At 61.3% G+C, this 17619-nt stretch carries 16 protein-coding genes; 8 read left to right on the top strand and 8 right to left on the bottom strand.

What is annotated here, in order from left to right:
- The first annotated feature begins 28 nt into the window (after nucleotides 1-28).
- Both ACFWAD_RS04225 and ACFWAD_RS04220 read left to right on the top strand, forming a co-directional pair.
- On the top strand, nucleotides 29-1000 hold the full coding sequence (locus tag ACFWAD_RS04225; RefSeq protein ID WP_378541624.1) for an alpha/beta hydrolase: 972 nt from the start codon (nucleotides 29-31) through the stop codon (nucleotides 998-1000).
- 9 nt (nucleotides 1001-1009) lie between these two features.
- Complete coding sequence (locus tag ACFWAD_RS04220; protein WP_378530427.1) at nucleotides 1010-2086, top strand: helix-turn-helix domain-containing protein; 1077 nt, start codon at nucleotides 1010-1012, stop codon at nucleotides 2084-2086.
- Between the two features lie 17 nt (nucleotides 2087-2103).
- Here the strand turns inward: ACFWAD_RS04220 and ACFWAD_RS04215 are convergent, their stop codons facing one another.
- Complete coding sequence (locus ACFWAD_RS04215; RefSeq protein WP_378541622.1) at nucleotides 2104-3006, bottom strand: LysR family transcriptional regulator; 903 nt, start codon at nucleotides 3004-3006, stop codon at nucleotides 2104-2106.
- A gap of 141 nt (nucleotides 3007-3147) precedes the next feature.
- On the opposite strand from ACFWAD_RS04215, the gene ACFWAD_RS04210 reads away from it, so the two are divergent.
- The 3 genes from ACFWAD_RS04210 to ACFWAD_RS04200 are packed head-to-tail and all read left to right on the top strand — an operon-like array spanning nucleotide 3148 to nucleotide 6432.
- Nucleotides 3148-4563, top strand: a complete 1416-nt coding sequence (locus ACFWAD_RS04210; RefSeq protein WP_378541620.1) for an FAD-binding oxidoreductase — start codon at nucleotides 3148-3150, stop codon at nucleotides 4561-4563.
- Nucleotides 4564-4579: 16 nt separating this feature from the next.
- Nucleotides 4580-5221 carry a histidine phosphatase family protein gene (locus ACFWAD_RS04205; protein ID WP_378541618.1) on the top strand — a complete coding sequence of 214 codons (642 nt, stop codon included), beginning with the start codon at nucleotides 4580-4582 and terminating at the stop codon, nucleotides 5219-5221.
- Nucleotides 5221-6432 (top strand): winged helix DNA-binding domain-containing protein, encoded by a 1212-nt coding sequence (locus ACFWAD_RS04200; protein WP_378541616.1) that lies wholly within the window; start codon nucleotides 5221-5223, stop codon nucleotides 6430-6432. The genes ACFWAD_RS04205 and ACFWAD_RS04200 overlap by 1 nt, the downstream gene beginning before the upstream one ends.
- A gap of 71 nt (nucleotides 6433-6503) precedes the next feature.
- Here the strand turns inward: ACFWAD_RS04200 and ACFWAD_RS04195 are convergent, their stop codons facing one another.
- Entirely contained in the window at nucleotides 6504-8183 is a 1680-nt protein-coding gene (locus tag ACFWAD_RS04195; protein ID WP_378448335.1) for a hypothetical protein, read from the bottom strand.
- Nucleotides 8184-8353: 170 nt separating this feature from the next.
- A complete protein-coding gene (locus ACFWAD_RS04190) occupies nucleotides 8354-9106 on the bottom strand; it encodes a TetR/AcrR family transcriptional regulator (RefSeq protein WP_378541614.1) in 753 nt (250 codons plus the stop codon).
- Nucleotides 9107-9175: 69 nt separating this feature from the next.
- Here ACFWAD_RS04190 and ACFWAD_RS04185 point away from each other — a divergent pair, with 69 nt between their 5' ends.
- Both ACFWAD_RS04185 and ACFWAD_RS04180 read left to right on the top strand, forming a co-directional pair.
- On the top strand, nucleotides 9176-10651 hold the full coding sequence (locus tag ACFWAD_RS04185) for an aldehyde dehydrogenase family protein (RefSeq protein ID WP_378541613.1): 1476 nt from the start codon (nucleotides 9176-9178) through the stop codon (nucleotides 10649-10651).
- Nucleotides 10648-11385: an SDR family oxidoreductase gene (locus ACFWAD_RS04180; RefSeq protein WP_378541611.1), complete on the top strand. Its 738-nt coding sequence runs from the start codon at nucleotides 10648-10650 to the stop codon at nucleotides 11383-11385. The genes ACFWAD_RS04185 and ACFWAD_RS04180 overlap by 4 nt, the downstream gene beginning before the upstream one ends.
- 81 nt (nucleotides 11386-11466) lie before the next feature.
- Here ACFWAD_RS04180 and ACFWAD_RS04175 read toward each other — a convergent pair whose 3' ends face one another.
- Entirely contained in the window at nucleotides 11467-12108 is a 642-nt protein-coding gene (locus ACFWAD_RS04175; protein WP_378448339.1) for a TetR/AcrR family transcriptional regulator, read from the bottom strand.
- Nucleotides 12109-12397: 289 nt separating this feature from the next.
- Between ACFWAD_RS04175 and ACFWAD_RS04170 the strand changes: the two genes are divergently transcribed.
- Nucleotides 12398-13747, top strand: a complete 1350-nt coding sequence (locus ACFWAD_RS04170; protein ID WP_378541609.1) for a lipase family protein — start codon at nucleotides 12398-12400, stop codon at nucleotides 13745-13747.
- A gap of 48 nt (nucleotides 13748-13795) precedes the next feature.
- Here the strand turns inward: ACFWAD_RS04170 and ACFWAD_RS04165 are convergent, their stop codons facing one another.
- From ACFWAD_RS04165 to ACFWAD_RS04150, 4 genes are read right to left on the bottom strand one after another with little or no spacing between them, the layout of a single operon-like run.
- Nucleotides 13796-14653, bottom strand: coding sequence for a siderophore-interacting protein (locus tag ACFWAD_RS04165; RefSeq protein ID WP_378541607.1), 858 nt, complete (start codon nucleotides 14651-14653; stop codon nucleotides 13796-13798).
- Nucleotides 14650-15492: an ABC transporter ATP-binding protein gene (locus ACFWAD_RS04160; RefSeq protein ID WP_378541605.1), complete on the bottom strand. Its 843-nt coding sequence runs from the start codon at nucleotides 15490-15492 to the stop codon at nucleotides 14650-14652. The genes ACFWAD_RS04165 and ACFWAD_RS04160 overlap by 4 nt, the downstream gene beginning before the upstream one ends.
- Before the next feature lie 24 nt (nucleotides 15493-15516).
- Nucleotides 15517-16566 carry a FecCD family ABC transporter permease gene (locus ACFWAD_RS04155; RefSeq protein ID WP_378542906.1) on the bottom strand — a complete coding sequence of 350 codons (1050 nt, stop codon included), beginning with the start codon at nucleotides 16564-16566 and terminating at the stop codon, nucleotides 15517-15519.
- A 2-nt stretch (nucleotides 16567-16568) separates the two neighbouring features.
- A complete protein-coding gene (locus ACFWAD_RS04150) occupies nucleotides 16569-17615 on the bottom strand; it encodes a FecCD family ABC transporter permease (RefSeq protein WP_378541603.1) in 1047 nt (348 codons plus the stop codon).
- Nucleotides 17616-17619: the final 4 nt, after the last annotated feature.

The following is a 17619-nucleotide window of genomic DNA, read 5'->3' as shown; positions in this document are numbered from 1 at the left end:
GGCCACATTCAAGCTGGATGATGAATGCATGACAACATTTCCCACTCTCGACCCCGAACTCGCCGCAGCACTCACCATGCTCCCGAAGGTCGACTTCTCCGACCTTCCCAACGCGCGGGCCACCTATGACGCACTGGTCGGCACAATGTTGGTCGACCTGTCATTCGACGGAGTCACGCTTCGCGAGCTGTCCGCCCCTGGCCTGAACGCCGATCCGGCGGTCACGATTCGCTTCTTCACTCCGGATAACACCGCCGGACCTATCCCTGTTCTGCTCTGGATTCACGGCGGCGGATTCGCAATCGGCACAGCAGAATCCAGCGATCCATTCTGTGTCCAGGTAGCGCGCGAACTAGGATTCGCCGTCGCCAACGTGGAGTACCGCCTCGCTCCCGAGACACCCTTCCCCGGGCCCGTCAACGACTGCTACGCCGCGCTTATGTACATCCACGAACATGCCGAGGAACTCGGTGTGGATCCCAGCCGCATCGCAGTCGGCGGGCAGAGCGCAGGCGGTGGACTGGCCGCAGGCACTGTACTCAAAGCTCGCGACGAGGCCGTTGTGCCCGTGGCATTCCAATTCCTCGAAATCCCTGAACTCGACGACCGTCTGACGACGGTCTCGATGACGAACTTCGTCGACACACCCCTGTGGCACCGCCCCAACGCCATCCTGTCGTGGAAGTACTATCTCGGCGAGTCATATTCAGGCCCTGAAGATCCTGACGTCTCCATTTACGCTGCACCCGCCCGGGCTACCGATCTCACAGGTCTACCGCCGACCTACCTTTCCACCATGGAACTCGACCCGCTCCGCGACGAAGGAATCGAATACGCCCTTCGACTGCTGCAAGCGGGCGTCAGCGTCGAATTGCACTCCTTCCCCGGGACCTTTCACGGGTCGGCACTTGTCGCTACCGCAGCGGTCAGCGAACGAGGTGCCGCCGAGGCCCTCACGGCGCTCCGGAGAGGGTTGCGTTCGCTGTCGCCAGTCTCGTAGCGTTGCGAGATGCAAGGACTGATGTACCGGCTTGCCGAGCTCGACGCAGACTCGGCGGGCTTGGTACGCGTCATCGACTACTTCGACACCCTCGTGCGGCACGGCGCCGACACAGCATCATTGCTGCGCGCGAGCGCACAGTTGGCGGACTGCGTTGTGGGCATCGAGATCGTCGAACACGGTAACAAGAAGAATTCACGTCGTTGCGACCCGCGCGGCCGGTGGTCTCCCGAATCCTGTCTCGCCCCCAGTATTACCAGAGAGATTGCCGTCGACGATGATGTTCTCGGGAGAGTATGGATCGAGCGTCCTGGTGCAAACTTGCCACTCGACGAGATGCTCGTCGACCGAATGGCTCTGACTGCCTCGATAATACTGCAGCCCCGCCGCTTACCTACCGAAGCCGAGCACACCCGCAATCTGCTCTTTCCGATGGACGAGTTGACCGTACTCACTTCGTGCGCCGGTCTCGGGATTGAACCCGGCACCCCAGTCCGTGTTGTCGTATCCACGGTTTCCTCGGGTGCGGCGAACAGCACTGCACGTCTTACCATTTCGAAGGATTGCATCCCCGGCAAAGCCATCAGGGTAGAGGCTGACGGAGAATATCTGGATATTGTGAAGGATTCGTTCACACCGACAACCGGACTGTTCGAGGCAGCGTTGGCGTCATCCATCCGCGCCGGAATATCCTTGGCTGCAGCCGCTTCCGAAATGCACACGATAATCAGCACAGCACGATTCGCTCACACTCAGACCTCGGTAACAACACCGATCGTGAACGCCGACAGCTTCGGCGCGCTCAACCTCCTGGCGCCCGGATCGCACATCGATCACACGAAAATCCCGGATTTGGTTCTTGCCAGACGGATTGGCGACACCAAGCAGGGATCGGAGCTGCTGGAAACCTTGAGGACATATCTGCGATCCGGAACATTGAGGGCCACGGCGGATACCATGCATCTCCATCACAGCAGCGTCGCGCACCGGTTGTCAAAGCTGTCTCAGCACGTCGGCTTTCACGTTGACACCGTCGAGAACCGAGCACGCGCAACCGCAATGATGCTGGTTCTCGACGCCGAATAGATCCTGCCCAGGATCAGTCACGGCGAAGCAGTTGACGATCTTTCGCGTTCGGCGAGCGCAACGAACGGTGCAAGCGCTGGATTCGGATTGTCCTGTCGATAGGTGACAGCAACATCGAGAGTTGGTTGTTCACCGACGATTTCGCACAGATGGATACCCGGAATGCGGAGCATTCTTGCCCGCCCCTGAGGGATCGGCGCAATTCCCACTCCGTCCGATACGGCATGGAGGACCTGCTCGTCGTCAGCTTCGAATCGAACGATATCGGGAGTGCCGTCCGGCCAAAGCTGTTCGAGAGTGCGCGAATACATGCCCGGAGCGTTTGCCTCGGGCCAGAACACGACGGGAATGCCGACCAGGTCCCCGAGTTCGAGGGTCGTTCGACTCCCGAACGGATGATCCGCGGGCACCGCCACCAGGATTGGTTCGGTGTCGAGGACGATCAGGGGAAGTTCGCGATCACCGTCTTCGAGTGGCGGCCGGACGACCGCGACGTCGACTGCTCCGTTTCGGACGAGATCAACTGTCTGCGCCGACGTGCCACGATAAACGACGACCTCCACGCCCGGGTAGAGCTTTCGATAGGTGCTGACCAGATCCGCTACTGCGCCGCCGGCCCACGAGCGGGTGTAGGCGATGCGCAGTTCTCCGTCCACGCCGCGCGCAGCCAATCGAATTCGATCGACCGCCCGGTCCGCACACCCGAGCAAAAAGCGCGCCTCTCGTACCGCTACCCGGCCGGCGTCGGTGAAGGTGAACTGCGGACCTCGACGATCCACCAAAGGCACTCCGAGTTCGCGCTCGAGAACCTTGATCTGCTGACTGAGCGCTGACTGCGCGACGTGGACGTTCGCGGCGGCGCGAGTGAAGCTGCCATGATCCGAGAGAGCGATCAGATAACGGGCGCGCTGCAGGTTCATACGGCGATTATAAGAAGAACAGATGGTGGTGTCACTACTTGGTCTTGGACATGGCATCACCTGAGGTCGGAGGATCGAGGTCACGCTGCTCTACCGCTTGTCTCCCGAAATATTGTCTCCCGAACGATCACAAGGTTGCACATGAACCCCCGAACACTCGCCGAACCACGTGAACCCGCAACGGACGCGAGACTCCTCGACGCCGTCGCGGAGATCGTCGGCGAAACGCATGTCCTCACCGAACCCGAACTGATCGAGGGCTACACGCGCGACTGGACGGGACGATGGATCGGCGACGCGATCGCGGTCATCCGTCCTGGTAACACTGCCGAAGTGTCTGCGGTCCTTCGAGCATGCTTCGACGCGGGGGTACCTGTGACGCCCCAAGGCGGCAACACCGGCCTGGTCGGTGGCGGAATCGCCTCGGCCGGGTCCGTGGTGCTGAGTACCAGGCGTTTGGAAACGATCGAGTCCGTCGATCCCATCGGCCGGACAATCGCAGCCGGCGCCGGCGTGACCGTTGCCCGCGCCGACCTGGCCGCATCTGCACACGGTCTCCGGTTCGGAATCGATTTGGCATCAAAGGAATCCGCGACACTCGGCGGCATCGTCGCTACCAACGCCGGTGGTACGCGTATGGTCCGATACGGCAATACGCGGGCACAGATACTCGGTATCGAGGCAGTGCTCGCCGACGGCTCCGTCTTGAGCAGATGGACGCCACTCGTCAAAGACAACGTCGGATACGACATTCCAGGTCTTCTTGCCGGTAGCGAGGGAACTCTTGCCGTCATCACCAAAGTCCTGATGAAGCTGGTCACCCCCGCGACCGACACCCAGGTTGTACTCGCCGGCGTAAGCGACATCGAGCAAGCGTTGCATCTATGTAATCGCGTGCGGCAGAGCGGATTGACCGTCGAAGCCGCCGAGATCATGACTGACGACGGCATCGACCTCGTCTGCGCACACACCGACGCCCGTCGTCCGTTCGGCGCCCCTTCGCCGATGTACACACTCATCGAGGTGTCGTCGCCGCGCGAGACGGAAGAGTCACTCCTCGAAGTTCTCTCCGACTCTGCCGATCTCATCGAGGACGCGACGGTCGAACCTGGACCCGCTCGAAAACTGTGGACCTTGCGGGAGAGTCACACCGAAAGCATCAGCGCTTCGTCGACGACACCGGTTGTAAAGCTGGACATCTCCGTGCCCTTGTCCGTGATGGGCATGTTCATCGGGAACCTTCGAGAGACGTTGGACGAGCGATTCCCCCTCGTGCGGCCAATCTTGTTCGGGCACTTCGCCGACGGAAACATTCATGTGAACCTCCTGGATGCCGCCCCTGGGGTCGCACACGAACTGACCGATACGGTCTTCCAACTCGTTGCCGCCCACCATGGAAGCATCAGCGCCGAGCACGGGATAGGTCGCGCGAAGTCTCCGTGGGTAACGCTGGGGCGCACGAACACCGACATCACCGCGATGCAGTTGATCAAATCGTCCTGGGACCCGCGTGGAATCCTCAATCCTGGAATACTGTTGCCGGAAAAGGTCGGGTAAGCAAAAAGGCGGTCGCGTGCAGGATCTTTACGTCGTCACTCATCCTCATGCCGAACACACAGCGCAGGACGTCGTCGGCGGTTGGCACAATTCGGTTCTCACCCCGTCCGGTCGGCGCGATGCAGAATTGATCGCGGCAGCCCTGAAGCGACGACGCACAGGAAATTCGCGCCCGATCCGCATCACCTCGTCGGACCTCCGTCGTTGCGCCGAGACATCTACGATTATTGCCCGGACACTCGGCACTCCGGTGACAACGGATTCACGATTGCGCGAAATCAGCTTCGGAGAAGCCGAAGGACGCCCGAACTCGTGGCTCGCCCAGCGCCAGGTGCCGGCTCCCGACACCAACCGCCTCGATCACCGTGGCCCCGTTGCCGGTGCCGAGACTCGCCGCGACATCGCATCGAGGGTCGGCGAATGCACTCGCGAACTGATGACCGATCTCGACCACGATCATATTGTCGTAACACACGGCTTTGCACACACATTCGTAGTCTCCGCCTGGCTGCAGATCCCCATCGAAGCCGCAGGGTTTGCAACTTTCGCGACCACACCGGGTGCAATCACTCATCTCCAGCACGACGACTACTGGCGCAATCGAACTCTCGCACAGCTAGCCGATACCTCGCACCTGGACTGTGGCACGATGGCTTGATGCGCCATGTCTCCGACGACGAACGCCGTGCACGCATGGGCGTACGTCATGCGCTGGCGCCCTCGTTCCGTGTCGATTCCCCGGAAGCTGCGACTCGGGCGATGACGGTGCTTCACGCCACCGAGTCAGCGACGGTCTATCTGTCTTGCTGGGCGAGGGTTCGATCCTTGGATGCCGCCGATGTCGACCGCGCCTTGTACGACCAACGCAGTCTCGTCAAGCAATTGGCTATGCGCCGCACGCTCTTCACCTTTCCCCGAGACTTGCTACCGGCCGCGTGGTCGAGTGCATCCGCCCGCGTCGCCAACACCGAGCGCGCCAGAATGTCCAAGGATGTGGTCAAAGCCGGACTCACCCTCGACGGCAACGAGTGGCTCGATCGCGCACGCTCCGAGGTATTGACACTGCTCGCCGATGCACCTGAAGGGCTTTCAGCGGTAGAGATTCGTCAGGCCGTGCCGATGATAGACGTCAAGGTCGGGGGTTCGGCAGGTGAAATCTGGTCGGCACCCAGGGTTCTCACGCACCTCGGGGCGACCGCAGACATCATGCGGGGCACCAACACTGCCCGCTTCCCCGTCTCACGCCCACTGTGGACTCTCACTCGACACTGGCTCGACGACGCCCCCGCCGACCTCGAATCTGCCGACCTCAAACCCGTCGACCTCAAACCCGGGGACGGATACCGAGAAATAGTCCGGCGCTGGCTCTACACCTTCGGACCGGGAACGGAAGACGACATCGTCTGGTGGCTGGGCTCGACGAAGACGGTCGTCCGGGCCGCCCTCGCCGAACTCGACGCCGTTGCAGTCTCACTCGACGGGGGCGGCACCGGTTGGTTGCTACCGGATGATGTCGCTGAGGTGTCCGATCCGGGGCCCTGGGTGGCGCTCTTACCGGTGCTCGACCCCACGATCATGGGTTGGAAGGACCGCGACTTCTATCTCGGTCCACACCGCAACCAACTCTTCGACACCCGCGGTAACGCCGGCACCACAGCATGGGTCGATGGTCGCGTCGTAGGTTGCTGGATCCAAGACGAAACCGGTGTTGTGCACGTTCGATTGCTCGAGAGCGTGCCGGCGTCTACGCGACGCTCTCTCGATGCCGAGGCGGCGCGCCTCACCGAGTGGCTGGGCGGCGTCAGAATCGGCACCGGTTACGTCTCGCCGGCGATGAAAGGTATGCCGACTGCACTGGCAATCGACTGAACGACAATCATTGTCGCCCAGCCGATCCTGTCATGCCAACTACTCGTCATACCAACTACTCGTCATACCAACTACCGAGTCGGCGCATCTTCCGGAGGCAGCAAGTGAGCGCATGTCTCTGCACCGGCCGCACGCGCTACCCTCTCCGCCGGATAACCACCCGCGAGTTCCTCACGGGGAGTGCTGTCGAGCGCAAGCAGGGCGTCGCCCATGACCAGCGTCTGCTGGTGCATCCGTTCGAAGTCGATCGCGTCGGCGCCGAACGACGGAGCCCACAGCGACCACGGGCCGGAGATTCCTCCAATGGTCGGAATCAGTCGATTGTGGAAGCTGGTACCGAGGCCACCGAAGCTGCAGAACATGGGAACCCGAGTCGGTTGCGGCCGGTCGAAGCCCCGCAGAACTGCCGTTCGATCGAGGGGATGAGATTTGACCGCTGCCACCAATGCGTTGACCAGTGCTGGACTTTCAGTTCCGGCAAACCACGAGTACGGTTCGCCGGCCCCGGTAAATTCGAGCCTCTGACCAGGTCCATCAGTTCGATCGACGGGCAGAATCTCGCGTGTACCCATGTGCTCCACGGAGAAGTCGAAGGCGACGGATCCGCTGTCGTATTCCTTGTCCAGTTCCGTCGCGTACCGATCCGTTCCCTCTCGCGACATATGCAGATGTGCACTGGCAAAGACGAACTCGTAGGTTCGCGGACGGCATTCGAGCGGCAGACGCGAAAGATACTGTGCAAGTGCCAGAACCGCAGCGCTGCCATTCTCCTGCACCCAGGTTGCCCCGTCGGTGTGCGTGTTGATCACGATTCTTTCCTGACTCTGCCCGGGGATCGTGGCGATCAGGTTTCGAGTGGGAGCAGAATCGACGTCCGCCAGAACTGAGATCTTCGCTTCGGTTCCGGACTCCGCCAACTGCTTGAGCCGGACAGCTTCGTCGATACCCGCCCACACCGCGGGCACGGTGAAGTGTGTGCCGTTGTGCGGGTCGAAGTAGCCTTGAATCTGTTCCGCAGGAACGTTCCACGCGAGGATCAGCCCGGCTGCGCCAGCGAGTCCTGCTGCCAGCGGGTCTTTTCCGAGCTCGGCAGTGAACGGCCGTTCGTAGTCACCCGCCAGCGGAAAGTCGGGTGTCATGTAGTGAGAGAATGCAGCAAAGGTCGCATAGGGCACTGCCGGAGTCTGGACGTCGCGAATCACGATGCGCCCCTTCGAGTTCTCCGGTGTGATCGCGGTGCCGGGTGGAAGATAGACCAGTGGGGCCGTGCGGCCTTCGTCGCCCGTAGGCAGTGAGTACGGGACTGCGCCTGCGGTTCGTAGAACCTCGGGTGCAGTATCCGGCTGCAACACCGCCAGCTTGCCGGCCGCCACAAGGTCGCGGCCAGGGCCGTCTGTCGCCAGTGGCGACGGCTGCCAGCGCTTGATTTGATATTCGTCCGATGCGGTCTCGACGCCAGGTAGAGCACGCATGCTGTCTTCGACCCAGTCGATCATGCTCTCGTGCTCGGCGCTTGCCGTCGATCGGAGACCGAAGCCGGCAATCTTTGCATTGAGGTCGCGCAGATCGTCAGCCGTGGCGAACGATGCCGGGTCGATCGACTCGGGGCAGGCCGCAACAGGGCCCGTCGAGCCGAACGAGCCGACGGAACCGGTTGAACCAGTGAATGGTTCCGCGTTCGCTTGGGCGACGCTCGTGATTACGAGAAGTGCGGATGCCGCAATCGCGGGTATCACGCGACGAAGGATCATGAGGGAGTCTTTCTGTTCGAGCCATAAAAGTTACAGGCGTTTCTTTTATACAGGTTCGTATGACGCAAGTCACGCAGAACTTCTTCGAGACGCACCATCCAGGCACTTCTCGACCCAGGCAAGGCACAGTTCGACTCAGCTCAGTGCGACACTGCTCAGTTCGACACAGCTCAGTTCGACACGGCTGAAAGCATGGCTTCGACCCACACGCCGGCCTCTGCCGACAGAGCCTCGATCGACCCGCTTCCCGGCTCGTCGAGCACATCGGACGCGAGCTGCCGAATGGCATATACGGCTCCGACATACGCACTCAGCGGAACTCGCGGATTGCCGGGAGCGCGCTCACGCTCCGCCTTGAGCACCTCGGACATCCCGACCAGCGCCGCCCTTCGTTGCACGCGCGCGCGTCGCCCGAGCGCATCCATCTCGACTTGAAATGCTCGTGCCACAACAGGATCTGCATTCAACGCCGTGAGGTAACCCTCGACCACATCGGAGATGGCGTGGCGCTCCCAGGTGAAAGAGCCGACCGGCAAGATCCCACGAATACGAGTGAGCAGCACTTCGATAAACCTGCCGTACGCGGCAAAGACGCACGCATCCTTGTCGGGAAAACACTCATAAAAAGCGGCCGGCGAAATCTTTGCTCGCTTGGCAATCTGACGTACCCCGACGCCCTGATAGCCCGACTCCGCCATCAGTTCCGTCGTAGCGATCATCAACCGCTCACGCTGCGCAGTCAGAACGTCTTCCCTGCTCAGTTCATGCCTACCTCGCGGCAAATCCGGCGGCGTAGTGAAGAACACGCCCTCGGTAATTCTCGCCGTCACCACCCCGCCTCTCACCGCCGCGTTCTCGACTTGACCAAAGTGAGAGTAGCCAACGGGCTCCGCCGGTGACGGAGAGGCCAGTTCGACAGCCAACCATCGACAAGTGTACGAAACGTACAGTACAGTTATCTTCGTCAGCGACTGACCGATCTAGGAGGTTCCATGGAGGGTCCAGCAGTTCGTGAATACGGTGCGTTCATCGATGGATCGTTCCGAGCCATGGGCACATCCACATTCGAGGCACGCGACGCCGCTTCCGGCGCTCTGCTCGCCACACTGTCCCGATGCGGGGCAGAAGAAATCAATGATGCGGTCGAAGCCGCCGGACGGGCATTTCCGGCGTGGGCAGGCCTGACGACCGAAGAACGGTCCGCACAAATCTTGCAGTTTGCCGCACTGGTGGAGGAACGAACTGAAGAGCTTGCCCAACTCGAGTGCATGGACACCGGGCGACACATCAGGGAGATGCGAGAAGACTATCGGGCCGCAGTGTCGCACCTACGATATTTTGCATCAGTTTCGTTGGCGCACCACGGTTTCGGCCGCGAATTGGCCTCGGGATATCTGGTTGCGAAACGGGTGCCCTTGGGCGTGTGCGGACAGATCATTCCCTGGAACGATCCCGTTGTGATGACGGCATTCAAGATTGCTCCCGCTCTCGCTGCCGGAAACACCGTCGTACTCAAACCTGATGAAAATGCCTGTGTTTCAGTCATGGAACTGGCGAGGATCGCCGCCGAAGTGTTCCCGAAAGGCGTTCTCAATGTTGTACCCGGCCTCGGCGAAGAGGCCGGCGCAGCCCTGATCGGTCATCCGAAAGTCAGCAAACTCGCTTTCACCGGGAGCACCGAAGTCGGCAGGCTGGTGGCACACGCCGCAGCATCCCGACTGATCTCGACCACTCTCGAACTCGGCGGCAAGAGTCCGAGCATCGTCTTTCCTGACATCGACGACGTCGATGCTGTGGTCGCCGACGCAACCTCTGGCGTCCTGATGTGCAATGGCCAATCCTGCTTAGCCGGAACACGTCTGTTCATCCACGAGGATATCTACGACACCTTCGTGGAAAAACTCGTCGCCACATTCCGATCGTTGCGAGTCGGGCCACCTCTGAGCGAAGACACCGAGCTGAGTGGCCTGATTCACCAAGAACATGCCGATCGTGTGATCTCGATGATCAATTCCGGAATCGAAGAAGGCGCACAACTACTTACCGGCGGCAAACGAACAGTAGTGCCGGGATTCGAAGCCGGAAACTTCATCGAACCGACAATTCTGGAGGTCACGAACTCGATGCGAATTGCGCAGGACGAAATCTTCGGACCTGTTTTGTGCGTCCTCAAGTGGAACAATTACGAGCAAGTGATCACAGAAGCGAACGACACTCCATACGGGCTCGCTGCCGGGATCTATACGTCGAACTTGAAGAACGCGATGGAAACCGCCGATCGTCTTGCGGCCGGATGTATCTGGATCAATCAGTATTTCAACCTGGGAGGCGGCGTTCCCTTCGGAGGATTCAAGGAAAGCGGTCTCGGGCGAGAGTTCTGCCTCGAAACGCTCAACGAATACACCCAACTCAAATCGATCACTGTAGTCACGTCGACTCCCCCGTCAAAGCAAGGAATCACAAGTTGAACATCACGGGAAATACCATCTTCATTGCCGGCGGAACCTCCGGAATCGGCCTCGAACTTGCACTGGCATTGCAGAACGAGGGGAACAAGGTAATCATCGGTGGACGGCGATCCACTCTGCTGCAAGAGATCTCGAGCGAGCATCCGAAGATCAGTACCGTCGTCATCGATGTGGACGACACGAATTCCATCCGAGAGGCGTATGAATCTGTCACGCAAGACTTTCCCGACCTGAACGTCCTTGTGACAATGTCGGGAATCATGTACCCGGAGGATCTTAAAAGCCCGGACTTCCTCGACGTCGCCGAGCGAACGATCACGACGAACCTACTCGGGACAATTCGACTGGCCGGCCAGTTCATTCCGCATCTGTTGACGAAGCCCACCGCCACCATCATCACTGTGTCATCCGCCGTCGGCTTCGTCCCGCTTCCCATCACTCCGACCTACAACGCGACGAAAGCTGCTGTTCATCTCTTCACCGAGAGCATGCGTGTGCAACTCGCCGATACTTCGATCCAGTGCATCGAGCTCATCCCACCGGGCGTCCGCACCACGCTGATGAACCAGGAGAACTCCGAATCTGCTCTGCCGCTCGACGATTACATCGCCGAAACCATTACCGCACTGAAGGCACACGACAACGCCACGGAAATCGTGGTCGAGGCCGCCAAGCCACTTCGTTATGCCGAGATCAACGGTGAGTACCAGAACGTGCTGAAAATGCTCAGCTGACGGCACCCAGTTGACACACATCGCAACGCTGGAGAGGGCAGTTCGCCCTCTCCAGCACAAGGATTCCAACGGATAAACCTCTTAGGTATCGCTCCGGAGTCCACGAACGGCATGATCGATGATCGAGCGCACCGTGTTGTCGTCGATACTCGCGTGCCCCACCAACATCCGGTAGACCAAGGGTCCGAAGAAGAGATCGATCGCTTCCTCGATCTCGATGTCGTCGCGGAAGTATCCGGACTCCACACATCGTCGAATCAGTTCGGCGAAGCCGCGACGACGTTCGTCGAGGAAGAAGGTGCGGAAGTACGCCGCCGTCGTCGGATCGTTGGCACACGCGCCGACAAGTTCAGCGAAGATCGAACCGAGCGGTCCTCCGTAGAACTTTCCGATGTCCCCGAGGTAGTCGTTCAAATCGGCTTGCGCACTGTCAGACTCCGGAAACGTCAAGTGCCGGGCCATGAGCACACCGAACGCTTCAGCGGCGATCGCCTGGCGCGACGGCCAGTGCCGATACAGAGTTACCTTGCTGACGCCCGATTGTTCGGAGATCGCATCGATGGTCGCGGCCTTCATCCCACCGGACTTCAGAAGGGATTCCGCCGATCGGAGGGCCTTCTCGTGGGCCACTTCACTACGTGTGCCACTTGGAGGAGTGAGCAATCCCGTCTCGGTATTGCCGGGATTGCGAGACACCCCCTCGCTGGGAGTGCGTTTGCCCATGCGTCCTCCTTTGCCCGTCAACCCCTTGCAGCACAGGGGTTTTGTTGATGTCGAGCGCATGCGGCCCGAGGCACCCGATGGATGCGATAGCTACTAGTCGTATCGTACACATGACAGCAGAATGAGAGCCTCACGGCAGCTGATCATCCCTCAAAGCCATTGCATCCAAATCTGATTCGAATGAACAAGACAAACCCCCTCGTTTATTACTCAAAAGTAAGATAACGTGTGGGCGCCATCACAACAGTTCGTCAAGCGCACAGTGACATACGAAATCGAGGGGTCGGCCGTGGCATCAAGGATTCTCTTTCGGGGAGTGGTGGCACTGACAGCCATTGCACTCACGGGCATCACAGCACCAACTGTCGCCGCGCAACCGTCGGCAGATCCCTTCTACCAGTACGACGGTTTGGCACCGCTGTCTTCGTATCAGCCTGGGGCCGTTCTCAAAACGAGAACCTTGCCCTATCACGCCGTCAACATCCCCACCCCGCTGCAGGCCGTACAGGTGCTGTACCGGTCGACCGACGCTCTGGGCCGGCCGTCTGCGAATGTCACCTCGATTCTTCGACCGCCCAACGCCCAGCCGGACAAAGTCGTCTCATTCCAGTCGGCTTACGACTCACTGAACCCAGAAGACGGGCCGTCACGGGCCGTCGCGGGGGACACCCCGATCGGCAGCCTGACCACCAGTGGACGCAATGTCGCCTTCGGCGGGACTCTCGCTTCCGGCGAAGCCGTCATGTTCGGTCCTCTACTGGCGCTGGGCTACACCGTCGTCATTCCCGACACCGAGGGCCCGAACGCAGACTTCGCGGCAGGACCCGAATACGGAATGATGACTCTCGACTCCATCCGCGCCGCTCGCAACACTCCCGAGACAGGTATTTCCGACTCAGCCGAGATCGGACTGATGGGGTACTCGGGTGGTGCAATAGCCACCAATTGGGCGTCCATCCTCGCACCGGACTACGCCCCGGACATCAACGAAGACCTGATCGGCGCGGCCCAGGGTGGACTGTTGGTCAACCCGGCAAACAATCTCCGGTACGCGAACGGAAGTATCGGTTGGGCAGGCGTTGTCGGGATGGCAGTCGTCGGACTCGCCCGTGCCTACGACATCGATTTCGATCCGTATATCAGCGATCGGGGACGTGAACTCCTGCCCCGCCTCGAGGACGCCTCGATCGGGAACGTGATCCTGCAGTATCCGGGAGTCACCTGGCAGGACATTGCCAAACCGGAGTACGCCAATCCCAACTCGGCATCCGAGTACGTCGACGTCGCAAACAAGGTCAACATGGGCATCGCGCCGATACCCACCATCCCGATGTTCATTGCCCAGGCGGCAAACGGAGTTCTCGAAGGCACCCAGCCAGGTGGGCCCGGCGTCGGCCCCGGCGACGGCGTCATGGTTGCCGGGGACGTCCGCACACTCGCCACTCGTTACTGCGACGCAGGTCTACCCATCCAGTACGACCAGTACGACACCATCAGTCACGTTCCCGGTGGCGCGCTGTGGCTCCCCGGCGCCATAACCTGGCTCAACGACCGTTTCAACGGGAACCCAGCGCCGAACAACTGCTCGAACATCGCACCGGGTAACTCGCTGGCGCCGGAAGAGCACGCGGTGGGCTGAACAATCCAACCGACGTCGTCAGATCCCGCGTCGTCAGATCCCGCGTAGTCAGATCCCGATTGCCAGATCGTCGATATCTGCAAGCGTGCCGCCGCTTTCGAGGATGCTCGTGTAGTTCCGAAGTCGGTTCTGATCGATCTCGGTGGTGCTGACCCCGCGCTTCCAGTAGCCGAAGACAACCACGTCATCCTTCGCCAGGCCGACTGTCTTTCGGAAATGCGCTCGGATGGAACGCATCTCGTCGCGCTCCCCGGCTCCCCACACCGCGTAGTCCCCTGGATTCTCGAGCTCGAGAGCATACTCGGCGACGCGTTCCTCGACGTGGTGCAATTCGAGGCCGGGGATCATGGGCAGTTCCGCGAACGCCTCGGCGTCACCGGTGGCGACCCAGCCGACGCCGGTCAGGCCCTCGGGCCACTGAAGCAGAATCGAATAGAGAGCGGGTATTGCGGTGTCGTCGGCGAACAGCGCGACACGACGACCAGCGATCTCGGGAACGAGGAAGTGCGGGCGAGGACCGGTGAGCGAGAACGAGTCACCCACACGGCGCTCGTCGGCCCACCTCATCATCGGACTGGTGTGCCCGTGCAGCACGACGTCGAAAGTCATCGAACCACTCGACGCGTCGAACGTGCGCACTGTGTAAACACGAGAAACGTCTTCGTATCGCGGACCTAGCTGGATGCGAAATGCGACGTTGGGACGCAACCAATTCGGGTCGTCCGCCGACGAGGTCAAGTGGACCGTGATGCGCAGGATGCTCTCGGTCGGGCGTTCGACGCGTTCGACGACGGCGACCACGTCGTTGAGGCCACGGTCATGGTCTTCGCCGCGTGGCGCCTTTCCCGACGCAGAGGTTTCAGTTTCTTCGGGTCGGGATTCTTCAGGTCTAGGTGAGGTGGTCATCGTTTTCTCCTGATCGTGGTTTCAGCTTTGGACGGTAGCGGGGTGACAGGTCGGCGATCACGCGGAACAACAAGTGGCCGTCCGGTTTCCGGGTCTTCGAGAACCAGAGCCTCGAGGTCGAACACTTCGCGCAACAACTCGGGGGTGAAGACCTCCGAGGCACCGCCCTGCATGACGATTTTTCCGGACCGCATCGCGACCACATGCGTGGCATATCTAGCCGCGAGGTTCAGGTCGTGCAGGACCGCGACCAATGTTCGACCGGACTGGTGAAGTTGGGAGCAGAGGTCGAGAACTTCGATCTGATGGGCGATGTCGAGAAAGGTGGTCGGTTCGTCGAGCAACAACACCGGGGTGCGCTGCGCGAGTGTCATCGCTATCCACACACGTTGTCGTTGCCCACCGCTCAACTCGTCTACCAATTGATCTGCTGCGTCACGCATTCCAACCTCGGTCAGCGCCTCCGAGACAACGCGCTCGTCTTCGGGTGACCATTGGCGCAGCATGCTCTGGTACGGATATCTGCCGCGGGAGACGAGGTCGGCGACACTGATCGCTCCGGGGGAAAGCGGGGACTGCGGCAACAGAGCGATCCGCCGGGCCACTTCTTTGGTGCGGTAGGACCGAATATCGTTACCGCTTAGCACAACCCGACCCGATCGGGGTGTGAGCATTCTGCCGAGCGCTCGGAGCAATGTCGACTTGCCGCACCCGTTCGGTCCGACGACCACGGTAAACCCGCCGTCGGGGATCTCGAGACTCAACTCGTCCACGATGGTTCGATCGGCGTACTTAAGCTCGATCCTCTCGGCGCGCAACCTTGATGTCGAAGTGGTCATGAATCTCTTTCGTAACGAGGTTTTTCAAGCCTGACGGGCGAGCAGCCAGATCAGATAGGCACCGCCGAGCAGACTGGTGACAAGACCGACCGGCGTGCGGAGACTGACCTCGACCGCTTGCGCGATCAAGTCGGCGCCCGCCAACAGGACAGCGCCGAGCAGGAAGGAGGTTGCGACAAGAACACCGCTGCGCCGCGCCAACCGGCGTGCGATCTGGGGAGCTGCGAGCGCAACAAATGCGATGGGACCGGTGGCGGCTGTCGCTGCTCCCGTGAGCGCGACCGCAAGCAGGATGCCGGCGAATCGGTATCGCTCCACGGAGATTCCGAGCGAAGACGCTGCGTCGTCGCCCATCTCCATCATGGTGACGCGCCTGGACACCACGACGAGAGCGGGAACGAGAACACCAACGGCGATCGCAACACTGACCGCGTGCGGCCAACCGCGCCCGGTCAGCGAACCGGCCGTCCATTGCTGCACCACGGTGGCGTCGTCGATATCCGCGCGCACCACCAGGAAAGACATCACGGCGCTCAGCATCGCGCCCACTCCGATGCCGACCAGGACAAGGCGAAGGCCGCCGCTGACCCCGTCTTTACGTGCCAGGGCGTACACGAGCAAGGCGGTCAGCATGCCGCCGAGAACAGCGGCGCCCGCGGTCTGCAGTACCCCGCCGCCGAAGAACACGATCTGGACCACCGCCGCTGTCGCAGCGCCGGTGGTAAAACCGATGATGTCCGGCGAGCCGAGAACGTTGCGCGAAAGCGTCTGAAAAACTGCGCCCGCCACACCGAGGCTGCCGCCCACCCCGATCGCCGTGATCAGCCGTGGCAGACGGCGGTTCTGGACGGACCGAACCGCCGCCGCGCTGCCTTCGCCGTGCAGGGCGCGCCACACCTCACCCAACGACAGGTCCAGGGTCCCGTACATCAGCGTGGCAAACGAGAGTGCCGCCAGTGCCGCACTGATTGTCATGGCTACGAACAGCACTCGCGGGACGATTCGCCACGACCCCGACCCGATTCGAACTACCCAGCCGCGAAACAGCGGTGGGACCGGCTGCGCTGCAATCATGTTCACAGCGACGCCACCCTCCGCGAGCGAACGAGCGCGACAAACAACGGGCCGCCGAGCACAGCCACCGCGATCCCCGTCTGGAGGTCTCCCGGTGCGGTAGCAACGCGTCCGAGAACGTCGGCCAAGAGCAGGAACGCCGGCGCGACGACGAGCACGCACGGCAGAAGTAACCGCAGATCCGGTCCGACAACGCCACGCACGATGTGCGGCGCAGCGAGGCCCACGAAGCCGAGCGGGCCTACGGCCGCAGTAGCGGCTCCCGCCAGCAGGATGACTGCAACAGCGGACCCGATCCGGGCGGGTCCGGTGCGGGCGCCGAGCCCTTTGGCGACGTCCTCGCCTAGCGCGATCGCATTGAGTGGTCGAATCAGCAACAACGACAACGTGATACCGACAATGACGAAGGGCAGGATGGTGACGACGACGTCGCCGCCGCGGCCCTGCAACGAGCCGACCGCCCAAAATCGGAACTGATTGAATGCGGCCTCGTTGCTGATGAGAACCATGCTGGTGAGCGCCGTGATCGCCGTCGCCACAGCGGCACCGGCGAGCGCCATGCGCGCTGGGGCCGCGGCGCTGCGATGCGCCGACCCCAACATGTACACACCTACCGAGGCAATGGCCGCGCCGGCGAGCGCGAACCACAGATAACCGCCGACCGAGGTCACCCCCAGATAGGCAATCGCAATCACAACTGCCGCTGACGCTCCGGCGTTCACCCCCAGCAACCCCGGATCAGCCAGAGGGTTGCGGGTGATCGACTGCATCAGCGCACCGGCCAGTCCGAGCGCGGCCCCGACGACAACCCCGAGAATTGTTCGAGGCAAACGCGATTCGATCACGATGAGGTGCTCGTTGTTGCCGGCGTCGTAGGAAAGCACTGCGTCGATCACAGTGGAGGCCTGGATGTTACGAGAGCCGAGGACGAGTCCACCGATGGATGCCAGCACGATCACGACAATGGAGACGACGACCAACAATCCCGCACGCGCGGCTGTCCCAGACCGCAGCGGTGCTTCAATCTGGGACTGCGCAGAAGTGGTCACGCGA

The sequence above is a fragment of the Rhodococcus sp. NPDC059969 genome, from assembly GCF_042738325.1.
In the GTDB taxonomy this organism is placed as follows: Bacteria; Actinomycetota; Actinomycetes; order Mycobacteriales; family Mycobacteriaceae; genus Rhodococcus_F.
The sequence above is the reverse complement of the archived record's forward strand: the minus strand, read 5'-3'. Positions and strand labels throughout refer to the sequence as shown.